We start from the raw sequence: 13,429 nt of genomic DNA on the forward strand, positions 1-13,429 counted from the left end.
CGAAACGGCCCTCCACAAGCCAAGGAAATCTCCATGACCGCCTTCAAACCGCTTATCTTTTCCGGTGTGCAGCCGACCGGCAATCTGCACCTCGGCAACTATCTCGGCGCGATCCGCAAGTTCGTCGCCCTGCAGGACACGATGGATTGCATCTACTGCGTCGTCGACCTGCATTCGCTGACCGCACAGCTGGTGCATGAGGACCTCAAGGACCAGACCCGGCAGATCACCGCCGCTTTCCTTGCCGCCGGCATCGACCCGGAAAGACACATCGTCTTCAACCAGAGCCGCGTGATGCAGCACGCCGAACTCGCCTGGGTGTTCAACTGCGTGGCGCGCATCGGCTGGATGAACCGCATGACGCAGTTCAAGGACAAGGCCGGCAAGGACCGCGAGAACGCCTCGCTCGGCCTGCTTGCCTATCCGAGCCTGATGGCTGCCGACATCCTGGTCTACCGCGCCACCCATGTGCCGGTGGGAGACGACCAGAAGCAGCATCTGGAGCTCACCCGTGATATCGCCCAGAAGTTCAACAACGATTTCTCGCACCGCATCGCCGAGCTCGGCGTCGGCGTGGAGATCCAGATGGGCGATGAAACGGTGAATGGCTTCTTCCCGCTGACCGAGCCGGTCATCGGCGGACCGGCCGCGCGCATCATGAGCCTGCGTGACGGATCCAAGAAAATGTCGAAATCCGATCCATCCGACCTGTCGCGCATCAACCTGACCGACGATGCCGATACGATCTCGAAGAAGATCAAGAAGGCGAAGACAGACCCGGAAGCGCTGCCTTCCGAAATTGCCGGTCTGGCCGGGCGGCCGGAAGCGGAAAACCTAGTCGGCATCTATGCCGGACTGGCCGACACCAGCAAGGAAGCGGTGTTGAAGGAATATGGCGGCCAGCAGTTCTCGGTGTTCAAGCCGGCGCTCGCCGACCTCGCGGTCGAGAAGATGGCGCCGATCGCCGGCGAGATGCGTCGCCTCATGGCCGATCCCGGCCATATTGATGGCGTGCTGCGCAACGGCGGCGAACGCGCCGGCGTTCTGGCAGAGGCCAACATGAAGACGGTGCGCGACATCATCGGCTTGCTGCAGGGCTGAAAAGCCATTGATCCAAATTTTTCAAAGGCGGCCGGGAAACGGTCGCCTTTGTCTTTTGAGCAACTGTATCCGCGCGGCTCTTTCGCCTGACCGAATGGCGGGGCCGCTTGCAAGGGACCCCGCGTGGATGGCAGATTGCCGCCGAAGCTGGAGCGTTTCCATTTTCCGGAAACGCTCAGACTCTTTAGTTTTGCGCAGTTCCGGACGGAAAACCGCTACGCACTTTTCCTGGAATTGCCCTATCGAACAGGACAGCCATGGTCTCCAAACGCCTCAGCCGTGAAGCCGGCCACCGCCGCAAATTCCTGGCGGTCATCGACGACACGCCGGAATGCGAGCGTGCCGTGGCCTATGCCTCGAAGCGAGCGCAGAGTACGGGTGGCGTGCTGGTGCTGCTCTATGTCATCGAACCGGACGACTTCCAGCATTGGCTTGGCGTGGAAAAGATCATGCGCGAGGAAGCCAACACCACGGCTCGCTCCGCGCTCGACGCCTATGCCGGCAAGGTGCGGCAGAAGGTCGGCATCGAACCCGAACTGGTCGTCCGCGAAGGCAAGCGCGCCGAAGAGATTCACAAGCTGATCGAGGAAGACCAGGACATCGCCATCCTGGTTCTGGCGGCGGGCGCCGGCAAGGAAGGGCCCGGACCGCTGGTTGCCTCCATCGCAGGCAAGGGCGCGGCCTTTCCGATCCCGGTCACCGTCGTGCCGCAAAACCTTTCCGACGACGACATCGAAAGCCTGGCCTAAGCGTCCTATATTAGGATTCGACAGCCTTGCTGGCTTTTGCTTGAATGCCGGCCGGATTGGGCTTATTTAGAACCATTCCAAACTATCGCCCGCACGATGCGGGCCGGAGACCGCCATGTTCATCCAGACCGAGTCGACGCCCAATCCGGCGACACTGAAGTTCCTGCCGGGCAAGGAAGTGCTGCGCGAAGGCACCGCCGACTTCCGCGACGCCGACGCCGCGCGCGAAGCCTCGCCCTTGGCTGGCCGCCTGTTCGACATTCCGGGCGTGACCGGCGTGTTCTTCGGCTACGACTTCATCACCGTGACCAAGGACGGTCCCGACTGGCAGCATCTGAAACCGGCGATCCTCGGCGCCATCATGGAGCATTTCATGTCCGGCCAGCCGGTCATGGCCAGCACCGCTCCATCCACCACCGCCGACGATGAAGGCGAGTTCTACGACAAGGAAGACGCAGAAATCGTCGTCACCATCAAGGAACTGCTCGACACGCGGGTACGGCCAGCGGTGGCGCAGGACGGCGGCGACATCACCTTCCGTGGTTACGAGAAGGGTACCGTGTTCCTGCATATGAAGGGCGCCTGTGCCGGCTGCCCGTCCTCGACCGCCACGCTGAAGCACGGCATCCAGAACCTGCTTCGTCACTTCGTGCCCGAAGTGGAGCATGTCGAACAGGTATCGTAAGCGCCGACATCTTCGACGTACAAACCCCGGACACCATCTCGGGGTTTTCCTTTTCGAGACCCATCAACAAAAAACCGGGCATCATGCCCGGTTTTCTGTTTGGGACGTCCGTGTTGCCTAGACGGTCCGCGTACGAAACTTGCTTTGCGCCTTCCTTCGGGGGCAGGCGCTTACATCACATCACGATGACCTTGGCGCCGACTTCAGCGCGGTTGTAGAGGTCGATAATGTCCTGGTTCATCAGCCGGATGCAGCCCGACGACATCGCCTTGCCGATCGACCACCATTCCGGGGTGCCGTGCAGGCGGTAACCGGTGTCACCCTTGTTGAACAGATAGAGGGCGCGTGCGCCGAGCGGGTTCTTCAACCCAGGATCCATGCCGTTGCGGAACTGTGCCAGTTCTGGCTGGCGCTTGATCATCTGCGAAGGAGGTGTCCAGGTCGGCCACTCGCGCTTGATGGCGACACGGGCCGTGCCGTTCCACTCGAACCCTTCGCGGCCGACGCCGATGCCGTAGCGCACCGCTTCGCCTTCCGGCAGCACGAAATACAGGAACTTGTTGCCGGTATCGACGACAATCGTGCCCGGCTTCTCGTTGGTGTCGTAGGCGACGATCTGGCGATGGAACCTTTGCGGTACCTTTTCGATCGGGATGCGCGGCAGCTGATAGCCCGCGTCGCTGACGCCGCCATAGTCGTTGGAGAAAAGCCGCATCTGGCCGATGGTGCTACAGCCGGCAAGCGAGGCGGCGAGCGCCGCGACGACAATGGCAGATTTCAAGCGCATGAACAGTTTCTACGCTCCGTCCCGTTGATCCGCGGCGATTCGATAAAAATCGTTAACGCATTCATGCTGGCATTTCTTTTGCTTGCCAAGCAGCCGATGCTTATATGGAGGGGTGTGTCTGCCGGTAAGGCACCGGCTATGGCATTTCGGCAACATCTGCCAAGGGATTATCAAGCAAAAACAAAGGAAGCGGCCTCAAAAACATTCCAACACGGGCCGCCAGAGGACGAGATCATGAATATCGGCGATGCTGCCCGTCACTCCGGACTGCCGGCCAAGACCATCCGCTACTATGAAGAAATCGGACTGATCTCTCCCGAGCGTTCGGACAACAGCTATCGCGACTATTCGAGCGACGACGTGCACCGGCTCGCATTCCTGAAGCGGGCTCGCAATCTCGGCTTTTCCATCGACGACTGCCGCCAGCTGATGGCGCTGTACCAGGACCGCGAGCGCGCCAGCCAGGATGTGCGCGCGATCGCCTCGGCGCATGTCTCGGCGATCGAGGAAAAGGTGCGCGAATTGCAATCCATGCGGGCGACCCTGAACAAGCTGATCCACGCCTGCCACGGCGACGATCGCCCGGACTGCCCGATCCTGGAAGAGATGGCAGGAGAGTTGGAGACGGTGGACTGAAGGGTTCAAACCGTGAACGGAATCGGGCATGATGGATCATGCCCATCGTTTCACCGTTCTCCCAGAATCCGCTGATCGACGGTCGCCAGTCGGAGCGCGCCATGCTGGTGCGGCGCGGCGTGCAGCGGCTGCTTACCCAGATGGGCGCGCATGTCCTGCCTGAACTGTCGCTGGCGACCGGGCGGCGCGCCGACCTCGTCGCGCTCACCCGCCAGGGCGACATCTGGATCATCGAGGTCAAATCCTCGATCGAGGACTTTCGTGTCGACCGCAAATGGCCGGACTACCGGCTGCATTGCGACCGCTTCTTCTTCGCCACGCACCCAGCCGTGCCGGCCGAGATCTTTCCCGAGGAGTGCGGGTTCATCCTGTCGGACGGCTATGGTGCCGAAATGCTGCGCGACGCACCGGAACACCGTATCGCCGCGGCCACCCGCAAGGCGCTGATGCTGAGGATCGCGCGGGCCGGGGCTGCCAGGCTGCTGGCCGCCGAACTCGCCGGCGTTTCCGTGCCGGCGCTGGATGGTGAGAGCGAATAGCGTCCGCCAGCCCTTCCTGAAAGACCGCTGATTTCCGGTTCCTCTTGTGCCCAATCTTGACTCTCGTACTCTCTCGTAACATATAAAGTTGCATGAAACGCGACAGTCGACTCTCGGGCGTTCTGCACGTCCTGCTCCACATGGCCGAAGAAAACCGGCCGATGACCTCGGAACAGCTCTCCAGGACGCTGAGCACCAATCCCGTGGTGATCCGGCGCATCATGGCGGGCCTGCGTGACATGGGCATCGTGCAATCCGAACGCGGCCATGGCGGCGGCTGGACGATCAGCCGCGACCTCGCCAGCGTCTCGCTGCGCGACGTCTATACCGCGCTCGGCGAGCCGATGGTCTTTGCGCTCGGCAATCGCCAGGAAATGCCGGACTGCCTGGTGGAGCAGGCGGTCAACGCAGCGCTGGATGACGCGTTCCACGAGGCGGAAGCATTGCTGATCCAGCGCCTTGGCGAGGTGACGCTGGCCGATCTGGCTGCCGATTTCCACGAGCGCTGGCAGCAAAACAGGACAAGGAAGGCCAACCCCCATGCAGCCTGACGTGCAGATGTTTGCAAAACCCTTCGATGCGGTCGTGATCGGCGGCTCCTATGCCGGCCTCTCCGCCGCCATGCAGCTCGCGCGCGGACGCCGCAACGTTGCCGTCATCGATGCCGGCAAGCCACGCAACCGCTTCGCCACCGCCTCGCACGGCTTCTTCGGCCAGGATGGCGCCGAGCCGGCACGCATGATCGCTGCCGCGCGCGAAAAACTCGCCGCCTACCCCAATGTCTATTTCATCGCGGACGAAGCGGTGGATGCCGGCGGACAGGAGGGTGCTTTTGCCGTCACGCTCGCATCGGGGCCGGTGCTCGAGGCTTCACGCCTGGTCCTGGCCACCGGCATCACCGACATCCTGCCCGCCATGCCCGGGCTGGCCGAGCGCTGGGGCGTCAGCGTGCTGCATTGTCCCTATTGCCACGGCTACGAATTCGGTGGCGCGCCGCTCGGCGTGCTAGCAACCACGCCGCATTGCGCCGAAAAGGCATTGATGATCACCGAGTGGGGTCCGACGACACTGTTCCTCAACGGCCAGCCAATGCCCGATGCAGATGTGCTGGCAAAGCTCGCGCGACGCGGCGTCACCATCGAACCGTCACGAATCGATCTCCTGGAAGGCAAGGGGCGGACGCTGCAGGCAGTCGTGCTCGCCGATGGCCGCCGGGTCGCCACGACGGCCCTGTACCTGACCCCGCGCACGGTCATGGCCAGCCCGCTGGCCGAACGGCTGGGCTGCAGCTTCGAAGACGGCTTCTTCGGTCCGATCATCGTGACCGACGGCAAGAAAGCGACGAACGTGGCCGGCGTCTTTGCAGCCGGCGATGCGGCGCGCGGCATGCACAATGCCACCTGGGCCTCAGCCGATGGCGTCACAGCGGGTGCCGCCGTTCACCACAGCCTGATCTTCGAAGGTCTGGACGCGGCCTGAACCGACATCTGGACCATCAGGCGCCGGCGACGCCGAGCCGTTTGCGGATGGTCGTCATCGCGCGGGAAAACGTCGCGGGATCGTCAAAGGCCCGCGCCAGCGTAAGCGCGCCCTGAATGCCGGCGACACATTCTTCGGCCAGTCGCCGGGCTTCTGTCTCCGGCCGGCCCGCTCGCCGTAACGCGCCGGCCAGGTCCGTCACCCAACGCCCGAAGTAGGATCTGATCTCGGCGGCGAAACGGTCTCGTGCATCGTCCAGTGCAAAGGCACCGACCAGGCAGACGCGGCTGCCCGAACGAAAGTAGGCATCCGTCGCCGCAAGCATGCGGTCGATGCCTTCCAACGGGTCCTTCGCTTCGCGCAATGGCGAGAAAACCTCGTCTTCGAACCAGCGATCGATATGCGCCAGCACAGCGGTCGCCATCTCGTCCTTGCCGCCCGGGAAGAAGTTGTAGAGGCTGCCCTTGCCGAGCCCCGTCGCCTCGGTGATCAGCGACAGGCTGGCGCCGGCGTAGCCATGCGCGCGAAACACTTCGGCAATCGCCGCGATCAGCTCATGCCGGCCAGCCACACCCTTGCGCATTCAAAGCATGATCCCGAAACGTTGCAGACTTTTCGGATAATGATCATGCAACAAACAAAGAGATAGAGTGGGCTTCATCCTGATCGTATCCCGCTCTAGAGCCCGAGATCGCTGAGACCCGGATGATCATCGGGCCTGCGGCCAAGCGGCCAGTGGAACTTGCGCTCCGCCTCGGTGATCGGCAGATCGTTGATCGATGCGACGCGCCGGCGCATCAGGCCAGCCTCATCGAACTCCCAGTTCTCGTTGCCGTAGGAGCGGAACCAGTGACCGCTGTCGTCGCGCCATTCATAAGCGAACCGTACGGCGATGCGGTTCTCGTTCCAGGTCCAGACCTCCTTGATCAGACGATATTCCAGTTCGCGCGCCCATTTGCGCGCAAGGAAGGCAACGATCTCAGGCCGCCCCCTGACGAATTCGGCGCGGTTCCGCCAGAGGCTGTCCTCGGTATAGGCCAGCGACACCTTCTCGGGATCGCGGCTGTTCCAGGCGTCCTCGGCCTTGCGCGCCTTCTCGGCAGCGGTCTCGGCGTTGAAAGGCGGCAGTGGCGGACGACTCATCATGATCTCCATCGGCTCGTTGTCAGGTGTTCTGCGATACTTGTACCGATCGGTACAAAACAAGTCAACGGCTCTGGAACTGATTGGCACGCATGAGTCCTTTACGCGTCCCGCATTTTGCGCAATCTCACTGTCGTTCCGGGGAGGGCGGCTGTTCCATGTTCAATGTCTTGAAACTCACTCCCAAATGGATGGCAGCGGCCATTGTCGGGATTCTGACGGTGACGTCTGCCACGGAGGGAAATGCCGCGCCTGCCTGCGGTGATCTGACCTTGGCGGGCGAGCGGGCCAGGATGGCCAAACTCCTTGCGGCGACCGGCTATTCCAGTGAACAGACCTCATTCCTGACACGCGGCTATCGCGCTGCATTTCATCCTTTTCCCGCCGCATCGATGACACCTGAAGCCAAGACATGCGGGCGAACGGCCATTCAGGCCTTGGTGCTCAACTGCACCGGCAGCATGTTGAAATCGTCGCTTGCGGAGACATCCGACCCGGACGCGATGAAGACGGCCAGCCATTGGGGCCGAAAGAAGCTCGCGGTGCGCGAACTGCTCTTCATCGGACTTTTTCATAGCTGCCAGGCCGCCGCTCGCGAACGGTTCGAGAGACGGTGATCCCTCGCCTCGTGCGGTGGCCAGAGCATTTTGTAGCCAAGTGGAATCACTTGGCGTTACAAAAATGCGGCGAAAACAAAACTTAGAGCGTTTCCGCGTTTCCGTGAAAAACGAAAACGCTCCAGGTACCGGATATCAGGGCCTGATCACCGCCGCACCTATGACCTTGCGGCCCTCCAGGTCATGATGGGCGGTCACGATATCGTCCAACGCGTAAGTGCGGCTCGGACCGACATCGAGAATGCCGCTGGCGATCGCCTCAAAGAGTTCGTCGGTACTGCGTTCGCGATCGACGCGTCGGGCGGTGTAGACGGGCCGGATCGGCCAGGTCACGTACAGTCCCTTCGGCGCCAGCAGGAACGGATCGATCGCCGGCGGGTTGCCGGAAGCCTTGCCGAAGGCGACAAGCGCACCGCGCGGGCGCAGGCTCTCCAGCGATTTCAGGAACGTGTCCTGGCCGACGGAATCGAACACGGCGGCAACACCTTCACCACCGGTGATCGCCTTGACCTGCTCGACGAAGTCTTGCGCGCGATAGTCGATCGTCTCGATGCAGCCGGCAGCGCGCGCGGCGGCTGCCTTTTCGGCGCTTGATACAGTGCCGATGACGCGGATGCCAAGTGCCTTTGCCCATTGCGCGAACAGCAGGCCGACGCCTCCGGCTGCGCCATGGTAGAGCACGGTGTCGCCCGGATGGAGGGGAACGACATCCTTGAGCAGCATGCGTGCAGTGACGCCGCGCAGGAAGGAAGCGGCAGCCTGCTCGTCGCTGACGGCTGCTGGAATGCGCACGAGCTGGTCGGCGGGATAGAGACGCACCGTCGCATACGCGCCGATCGGACTGTCGGCGTAGACGACGCGATCGCCAACCGCCACGTCTTCGACGCCAGGGCCTATCGCCTCGACGATACCAGCGCCCTCATTGCCCAACACGGCCGGTAACACAGGCATCTGAAAGGTGCCGCGCCGGAAATAGACCTCGACGAAATTCAGTCCGATCGCCGTATGGCGCACCAGTGCCTCGCCGGGACCCGGCACAGGCACCTCGATTGGCTCAATCTGCAAAACTTCCGGCGGTCCATACTGGTAAATGCGTGCGGCTCGTTCCATCTCTTGCCTGCGGCTTTGGTTTCGATCGCAGACTTCTGGACGACGTCGCCGCCGGAATGCGACCGGCAAGATGACGCCCGGCCGGCGGATTGCCGGGGAAAGGACAATGGGATGGATCTCGCGACACCAGATCTCGACGACATCGACCGGCAGCTGGTCACGCTGCTCAGGCGTGACAGCCGCCAGCCGGTGCTGGGCCTGGCACGCGCGGTCGGGCTTTCCCGCAGCGCCGTGCAGGATCGCCTGGCACGGCTGAAGCGCCAGGGCGTGATCAAGCGCTTCACCATCGACACGACCGGCCCGGTGGAGCCAGGTGGAGCCCGCGCTTTCTTTTTCGTGCGCACCGACGGGCGCCCTTGCGGCCGGCTGATCCCGATGGTCGCCGGCTTTCCGGAGGTCGAGAGCTGCGATCATGTCTCCGGGCCGATGGACATGGTGTTGAGCGTGCGGGGGCGTGACCTGGCTGCGCTGAGCGCATTGCGCGAACGCATGGTCGCCATTCCAGGCATCGCCACCGTCACCGTCGCCCCCGTGCTGAAAAACCATCTCGACAGCCGCGCGATGCTGGCCGAGGCGTCCTGAGCAGTTACCTTCAATTTGGCAGCACCATGGACAGACCATGCAGCTCAAGCATCTGAAGACATTCGTCGCCGTTGCTTCCGATCTCAACATCACGCGAGCGGCCGAGCGCATCCACCTTGCCCAGTCGAGCGTGAGCGAACAGATCCAGGCGCTGGAGGCCGATCTGAATGCCACGCTTTTCGACCGCATCGGACGCAAGCTCAAACTGACCGAGGCGGGTCAACGCCTGCTCGAGCACGCCCCCGACCTTCTGGCCCGCACCGATGAAGCGCGGGCCGCGGTGGCAACGGCCGCAAACACGGCGGCAGGCACGCTGGCGATCGGCGGGCTGGAAACGCTCTGCGCAAGTTATCTGCCGTCGCTGCTGGCGCATTTCGGTGCCCAGAATCCGGCGGTACGGTTGCAATTGAAGAGCGCCGGCAGTGGTGAGCTGCGCGCGGGCTTGAAGAGCGGCGCCCTCGATGTTTCCTTCGCGTTTGGCGAACCACCCGAAACGTCGGATCTCAAACATGAAGTGATCGCCGAAGAAGAGCTCGTCGTCGCCGTGCCGGCCAGCCACCGGCTCGCCGGGCAAGCCGCGGCGACCGCCGACGATCTGCGCGACGAGCCCTTCCTGGTGACCGAGCGGGGATGTGTCTACCGCCAGATGTTCGAAACCGCTTTCGCACGGGATGTGGCACGACCGCGCATCGCCGTCGAACTCGGCTCGATCGCGGCGATCCAGAAACTCGTGGCGGAAGGTACCGGACTGGCGCTCATCCCGCGCGTTGCCGTTATGGCCGGCGACGAGCGGATTGTGACCCTGCCATGGACCGGCAAGAGCTCGTTGGTCCCCGTTTCCATGATCTGGCATGGGCGGCGCGGCAAACGGCCGGCGGTTCGTCTCTTCCTGGAAGCTTCGCGCCGGCAGTTCAAACCAGGCGATGCCCGCCTTCGGCGTGCAACACCGTCCCGCTGACGAAGCCGTTTCGCATCAGGAAACGGATTGCGTCGGCGATGTCTTCCGGCCTGCCGATGCGGCCGACCGGCAGGCGAGCGGCCATGGCATCGAGCGTCGCCGCCCTGGTGTCGCCGGCGACCTGCTGCCAGATAGGGGTGTCGACCCAGCCTGGAGAGACGGCATTGACACGGATCGGCCCGAGTTCGACGGCGAGCGCGCGCACCAGTGGAGCAAGCGCGCCGTTCATGGCCGCTGTCACCGAGCCGCGTGCCGCTGGCCGATAGGCGTTGATGCCCGATGTGAAGGTGATCGACCCTGTCCGGGACAAGACCGGAACGCCATGCTTGGCCAGCAGCAGCGGCCCGAAGAACTTCGAATCGACCACCCGGCGCGCTTCGGCAAGGTCGAGATCCGGCAGCAGCCGGTAGGAGGCGCCGATGTCGGCAGCGGTCGAGACGATGTGATCCAACCGGCCGGCATCGGCAAAAAGCCTGCTGACCTCATCTTCCCTGGCAATGTCGGCGACGGCGAGGCGCAACAAAGAAGGATTGCCCAGGCTCGCACCCGCCGCATCCAGCCTTGCCTGCGAGCGCCCGACGATCGTTACTTCGGCTCCCTCCGACAGGAGCAACCCCGCGAGCGCCAGCCCCATGCCGGAGCTGCCACCGGCGATGAGGATGCGCTCGGCCTTGTTTTCAGTTGTCGTATCCATGAGATCTCCGCTTTGGCCAGCCTTCGTTCGGTGGCCTGGAGGAGTTGTCTGCTCGCAGGAAAGCAAAGGGAAACGGGAAGGTACGAATGTCTCCATCGGAAACTCCGATGGCAGCATTCATCCTCGCACCGATTGCGCTTATGCAAGAGCGCAATATGGTGTTCTCGTCCGCGCCGGCGCGCGGCCTGTTCCGCTCAACCAAGGACGAAACGATGACCCTTTCGGGGTTCCTGGCTTATTCCGGTGCGCTGGCGATCGCTGCCGCCATTCCCGGCCCGCAGATCGTCGCCATCGTCGCGCAGGCGATGAAAAGCGGCTACCGGCAGGCGGTGTGGATGACGCTCGGCATGGTGATAGGCGACGTTCTCTACCTCGTCGCGGTGCTGGCCGGCCTCGCCTATATTGCAGAGAGCTTCACGCTCGCACTGATCGTCATCAAATGGGCGGGTGTCGCCTATCTGGTCTGGCTGGCCTACCAGTACTGGACCGCCGATTTCGACATCAGGACCGAAGGCACACAAACTGACGCCGGCAACCAGTGGCGCGCGCTGGCCTCCGGCGTGCTGGTGACCTTCGGCAACCCGAAATCGATCCTGTTCTATATCGCCATCCTGCCGACCATCATCGACCTGAACGCGATCACGCTCGTGGACGTCTCCGTGCTGGTGGCGCTGACCGCAGCGATCCTGACGCTGGCGCAGCTGCCCTTCGTTCTGGCCGGCGCCAAGGCGCGCCATGCGCTCAAGTCGCCGCGTGCCATGCGCCTGATGAACCGCGGCGCGGCCGTACTGATGGGCGGCGCAGCGGCAACCATTGCCACGCGGCAATAGGGTTTCTCGAAGGCGAAAGCGCGTTCACCCGGCGCTGCGCGCCACCATGGCCAGGATGGTCTGATGAAGTTCGTCGCGGGCCTCGTCCGCGGTGATCTCTCCCGAAGCGGCAGCCGCGGACAGACCGGAAGCCGCTCCCAGCATGCCGCACAGGCGCGCCGTGGTAACACCGCTCGCAAACGGCGCCAGAGCTGCCCGGCACTTGTCGAGGAAGGCAGCCTCATGCTCGTGCTTCATGGTCGCCAGTTCCGGCGTGCCGACAAGGGCGGCCACCACGCCGGGGATCTCGCGACCCTGCTCCAGCACGCAATCGACATAAGACGAAGCGATCACCGAGGCCCGGCCGTCGAGTGTCGGTTCGCTTGCCGCCAGCGCCGCATCGATGACCAGGTTCTGGCGCTCATCGAATTCCTGGTAGAGCGCAGCCAGCAGAGCCGAACGTGTAGCGAAATGATCGTAGACGACAGGTTTGGTCACCGCCGCCCGCTCAGACAGCCGACCGAGCGTCAATGCCTCGGTGCCTTCCTCACGCGCAATGCGCCAGGCGACATCGAGGAGCTGTCGATGTCGTTCTTCGCGCAACAGGCGCTGACGGCGCGGGCGCGCATTGTTCGCATGGTCGCTTGACATCGCTATATACCAAAAGTAACTTACTAAAAGTATATAAGCTGATCCACTTCTCCGCAACACCCTCCAGGGAGCCCCGTCATGCACGCGCTCATCGTCGTCGCGCATCCCGATGCCAAGTCGCTCACCCACAAGATCGCAGCCAGCGTCGCCGAAGGAGTTGCCGCATCCGGCAACAGTTTCGAGATCGCCGACCTGGCCGCCGAAGGCTTCGATCCCCGCTTCAACGCAAGTGACATCGCCACCTTTCAAGGCAAGGCGCCTGCTGCCGATGACATTGCGGCAGAGCAGGCGCGTATCGACCGTTCCGATACGCTGGTGCTGGTCTATCCGGTCTACTGGTGGTCGATGCCTGGATTGCTCAAGGGCTGGATCGACCGTGTGTTCATGAACGGCTGGGCCTATGACGAGCCCCCGGGCGGCAAGCTGACCAAGAAGCTGCAGCGGCTGAACGTGCATCTCGTCGCGATCGGCGGGGCCAGCCAGCGCACCTATGCCAGACACGGCTATTTCGGTGCGATGAAGACGCAGATCGACCACGGCATTTTTGATTATTGCGGCGCCAAGGTGGTGACGTCCGAACTGCTGCTTTTCCCGGAAATGCAGGATCATACGCAGCTTCCCGCCGAGGCTCATGCGATAGGCAACCGGCTGTTCCTGAAACAGCAGCGCGCCGCGGCATAAAACTCCCTGCCGCACGAGACCTCTGAAGGAAGCTCTCGTGCGGCAAGGACCGTCGACCTTGCAAACGGACCTGTTTTTCTCCCTGACCGCATGCAGCTTGCCTTTCGATTTTGTTATGTTACAACGTAACAATCTCGTTGGTGACCTCTTCCCGAATTTGGTCGCTCCTCCCAAGGCGGACCACTCCAGGTTCACCTCACTACAGCCT

At 62.9% G+C, this 13,429-nt stretch carries 18 protein-coding genes; 12 read left to right on the forward strand and 6 right to left on the reverse strand.

What is annotated here, in order from left to right:
- Positions 1–33 precede the first annotated feature (33 nt).
- The 3 genes from trpS (at position 34) to C1M53_RS11265 (ending at position 2,535) form a co-directional block, all read left to right on the forward strand.
- Complete coding sequence (gene trpS, locus C1M53_RS11255; protein ID WP_129412330.1) at positions 34–1,101, forward strand: tryptophan--tRNA ligase; 1,068 nt, start codon at positions 34–36, stop codon at positions 1,099–1,101.
- Between the two features lie 257 nt (positions 1,102–1,358).
- Complete coding sequence (locus C1M53_RS11260) at positions 1,359–1,850, forward strand: universal stress protein (RefSeq protein ID WP_129412331.1); 492 nt, start codon at positions 1,359–1,361, stop codon at positions 1,848–1,850.
- A gap of 115 nt (positions 1,851–1,965) precedes the next feature.
- Positions 1,966–2,535 carry a NifU family protein gene (locus tag C1M53_RS11265; RefSeq protein WP_129412332.1) on the forward strand — a complete coding sequence of 190 codons (570 nt, stop codon included), beginning with the start codon at positions 1,966–1,968 and terminating at the stop codon, positions 2,533–2,535.
- Between the two features lie 175 nt (positions 2,536–2,710).
- Here C1M53_RS11265 and C1M53_RS11270 read toward each other — a convergent pair whose 3' ends face one another.
- The gene (locus C1M53_RS11270; RefSeq protein WP_129412333.1) at positions 2,711–3,322 is read right to left on the reverse strand and encodes a L,D-transpeptidase; all 612 of its coding nucleotides are present in this window, start codon (positions 3,320–3,322) and stop codon (positions 2,711–2,713) included.
- A 234-nt stretch (positions 3,323–3,556) separates the two neighbouring features.
- Between C1M53_RS11270 and cueR the strand changes: the two genes are divergently transcribed.
- The 4 genes from cueR (at position 3,557) to C1M53_RS11290 (ending at position 5,976) form a co-directional block, all read left to right on the forward strand.
- Positions 3,557–3,958 (forward strand): Cu(I)-responsive transcriptional regulator, encoded by a 402-nt coding sequence (gene cueR / locus C1M53_RS11275; protein ID WP_129412334.1) that lies wholly within the window; start codon positions 3,557–3,559, stop codon positions 3,956–3,958.
- A gap of 38 nt (positions 3,959–3,996) precedes the next feature.
- Positions 3,997–4,497, forward strand: coding sequence for an MmcB family DNA repair protein (locus tag C1M53_RS11280; RefSeq protein WP_129412335.1), 501 nt, complete (start codon positions 3,997–3,999; stop codon positions 4,495–4,497).
- Positions 4,498–4,589: 92 nt separating this feature from the next.
- Positions 4,590–5,048, forward strand: a complete 459-nt coding sequence (locus tag C1M53_RS11285; RefSeq protein WP_129412336.1) for an Rrf2 family transcriptional regulator — start codon at positions 4,590–4,592, stop codon at positions 5,046–5,048.
- Positions 5,038–5,976, forward strand: coding sequence for an NAD(P)/FAD-dependent oxidoreductase (locus C1M53_RS11290; RefSeq protein WP_245488524.1), 939 nt, complete (start codon positions 5,038–5,040; stop codon positions 5,974–5,976). Before C1M53_RS11285 ends, C1M53_RS11290 begins: the two co-directional genes overlap by 11 nt.
- A 16-nt stretch (positions 5,977–5,992) precedes the next feature.
- Here the strand turns inward: C1M53_RS11290 and C1M53_RS11295 are convergent, their stop codons facing one another.
- Positions 5,993–6,559 (reverse strand): TetR/AcrR family transcriptional regulator, encoded by a 567-nt coding sequence (locus C1M53_RS11295; protein ID WP_129412337.1) that lies wholly within the window; start codon positions 6,557–6,559, stop codon positions 5,993–5,995.
- Positions 6,560–6,654: 95 nt separating this feature from the next.
- Positions 6,655–7,119, reverse strand: a complete 465-nt coding sequence (locus C1M53_RS11300; protein ID WP_165358327.1) for a nuclear transport factor 2 family protein — start codon at positions 7,117–7,119, stop codon at positions 6,655–6,657.
- Between the two features lie 158 nt (positions 7,120–7,277).
- On the opposite strand from C1M53_RS11300, the gene C1M53_RS11305 reads away from it, so the two are divergent.
- A complete protein-coding gene (locus tag C1M53_RS11305) occupies positions 7,278–7,736 on the forward strand; it encodes a hypothetical protein (protein WP_129412338.1) in 459 nt (152 codons plus the stop codon).
- Between the two features lie 135 nt (positions 7,737–7,871).
- Here the strand turns inward: C1M53_RS11305 and C1M53_RS11310 are convergent, their stop codons facing one another.
- On the reverse strand, positions 7,872–8,801 hold the full coding sequence (locus C1M53_RS11310) for a quinone oxidoreductase (protein WP_348630042.1): 930 nt from the start codon (positions 8,799–8,801) through the stop codon (positions 7,872–7,874).
- Between the two features lie 156 nt (positions 8,802–8,957).
- On the opposite strand from C1M53_RS11310, the gene C1M53_RS11315 reads away from it, so the two are divergent.
- Together C1M53_RS11315 and C1M53_RS11320 are read left to right on the forward strand one after the other, a co-directional pair.
- A complete protein-coding gene (locus C1M53_RS11315; protein ID WP_129412340.1) occupies positions 8,958–9,428 on the forward strand; it encodes an Lrp/AsnC family transcriptional regulator in 471 nt (156 codons plus the stop codon).
- A gap of 37 nt (positions 9,429–9,465) precedes the next feature.
- Positions 9,466–10,386, forward strand: coding sequence for a LysR family transcriptional regulator (locus tag C1M53_RS11320; protein WP_129412341.1), 921 nt, complete (start codon positions 9,466–9,468; stop codon positions 10,384–10,386).
- On the opposite strand, the gene C1M53_RS11325 is transcribed toward C1M53_RS11320, so the two are convergent.
- On the reverse strand, positions 10,340–11,080 hold the full coding sequence (locus tag C1M53_RS11325) for an SDR family oxidoreductase (RefSeq protein ID WP_129412342.1): 741 nt from the start codon (positions 11,078–11,080) through the stop codon (positions 10,340–10,342). The genes C1M53_RS11320 and C1M53_RS11325 overlap by 47 nt on opposite strands.
- Positions 11,081–11,187: 107 nt before the next feature.
- Here C1M53_RS11325 and C1M53_RS11330 point away from each other — a divergent pair, with 107 nt between their 5' ends.
- Positions 11,188–11,910 (forward strand): LysE family translocator, encoded by a 723-nt coding sequence (locus tag C1M53_RS11330; RefSeq protein ID WP_245488525.1) that lies wholly within the window; start codon positions 11,188–11,190, stop codon positions 11,908–11,910.
- A gap of 24 nt (positions 11,911–11,934) precedes the next feature.
- On the opposite strand, the gene C1M53_RS11335 is transcribed toward C1M53_RS11330, so the two are convergent.
- Positions 11,935–12,540, reverse strand: coding sequence for a helix-turn-helix domain-containing protein (locus tag C1M53_RS11335; RefSeq protein WP_129412343.1), 606 nt, complete (start codon positions 12,538–12,540; stop codon positions 11,935–11,937).
- 78 nt (positions 12,541–12,618) lie between these two features.
- Between C1M53_RS11335 and C1M53_RS11340 the strand changes: the two genes are divergently transcribed.
- Positions 12,619–13,221: an NAD(P)H-dependent oxidoreductase gene (locus C1M53_RS11340; RefSeq protein WP_129412344.1), complete on the forward strand. Its 603-nt coding sequence runs from the start codon at positions 12,619–12,621 to the stop codon at positions 13,219–13,221.
- Positions 13,222–13,429: the final 208 nt, after the last annotated feature.

Origin of the sequence: Mesorhizobium sp. Pch-S, assembly GCF_004136315.1 — a bacterium.
Classification (GTDB): domain Bacteria; phylum Pseudomonadota; class Alphaproteobacteria; order Rhizobiales; family Rhizobiaceae; genus Mesorhizobium.

What these genes read in the sequence shown, in the direction of transcription:
- trpS (WP_129412330.1), top strand. Translation starts at nt 34, where the DNA reads ATGACCGCCTTCAAACCGCTTATCTTTTCCGGTGTGCAGCCGACCGGC.
- C1M53_RS11260 (WP_129412331.1), top strand. Translation starts at nt 1,359, where the DNA reads ATGGTCTCCAAACGCCTCAGCCGTGAAGCCGGCCACCGCCGCAAATTC.
- C1M53_RS11265 (WP_129412332.1), top strand. Translation starts at nt 1,966, where the DNA reads ATGTTCATCCAGACCGAGTCGACGCCCAATCCGGCGACACTGAAGTTC.
- C1M53_RS11270 (WP_129412333.1), bottom strand. Translation starts at nt 3,322, where the DNA reads ATGCGCTTGAAATCTGCCATTGTCGTCGCGGCGCTCGCCGCCTCGCTT.
- cueR (WP_129412334.1), top strand. Translation starts at nt 3,557, where the DNA reads ATGAATATCGGCGATGCTGCCCGTCACTCCGGACTGCCGGCCAAGACC.
- C1M53_RS11280 (WP_129412335.1), top strand. Translation starts at nt 3,997, where the DNA reads ATGCCCATCGTTTCACCGTTCTCCCAGAATCCGCTGATCGACGGTCGC.
- C1M53_RS11285 (WP_129412336.1), top strand. Translation starts at nt 4,590, where the DNA reads ATGAAACGCGACAGTCGACTCTCGGGCGTTCTGCACGTCCTGCTCCAC.
- C1M53_RS11290 (WP_245488524.1), top strand. Translation starts at nt 5,038, where the DNA reads ATGCAGCCTGACGTGCAGATGTTTGCAAAACCCTTCGATGCGGTCGTG.
- C1M53_RS11295 (WP_129412337.1), bottom strand. Translation starts at nt 6,559, where the DNA reads ATGCGCAAGGGTGTGGCTGGCCGGCATGAGCTGATCGCGGCGATTGCC.
- C1M53_RS11300 (WP_165358327.1), bottom strand. Translation starts at nt 7,119, where the DNA reads ATGAGTCGTCCGCCACTGCCGCCTTTCAACGCCGAGACCGCTGCCGAG.
- C1M53_RS11305 (WP_129412338.1), top strand. Translation starts at nt 7,278, where the DNA reads ATGTTCAATGTCTTGAAACTCACTCCCAAATGGATGGCAGCGGCCATT.
- C1M53_RS11315 (WP_129412340.1), top strand. Translation starts at nt 8,958, where the DNA reads ATGGATCTCGCGACACCAGATCTCGACGACATCGACCGGCAGCTGGTC.
- C1M53_RS11320 (WP_129412341.1), top strand. Translation starts at nt 9,466, where the DNA reads ATGCAGCTCAAGCATCTGAAGACATTCGTCGCCGTTGCTTCCGATCTC.
- C1M53_RS11325 (WP_129412342.1), bottom strand. Translation starts at nt 11,080, where the DNA reads ATGGATACGACAACTGAAAACAAGGCCGAGCGCATCCTCATCGCCGGT.
- C1M53_RS11330 (WP_245488525.1), top strand. Translation starts at nt 11,188, where the DNA reads ATGGCAGCATTCATCCTCGCACCGATTGCGCTTATGCAAGAGCGCAAT.
- C1M53_RS11335 (WP_129412343.1), bottom strand. Translation starts at nt 12,540, where the DNA reads ATGTCAAGCGACCATGCGAACAATGCGCGCCCGCGCCGTCAGCGCCTG.
- C1M53_RS11340 (WP_129412344.1), top strand. Translation starts at nt 12,619, where the DNA reads ATGCACGCGCTCATCGTCGTCGCGCATCCCGATGCCAAGTCGCTCACC.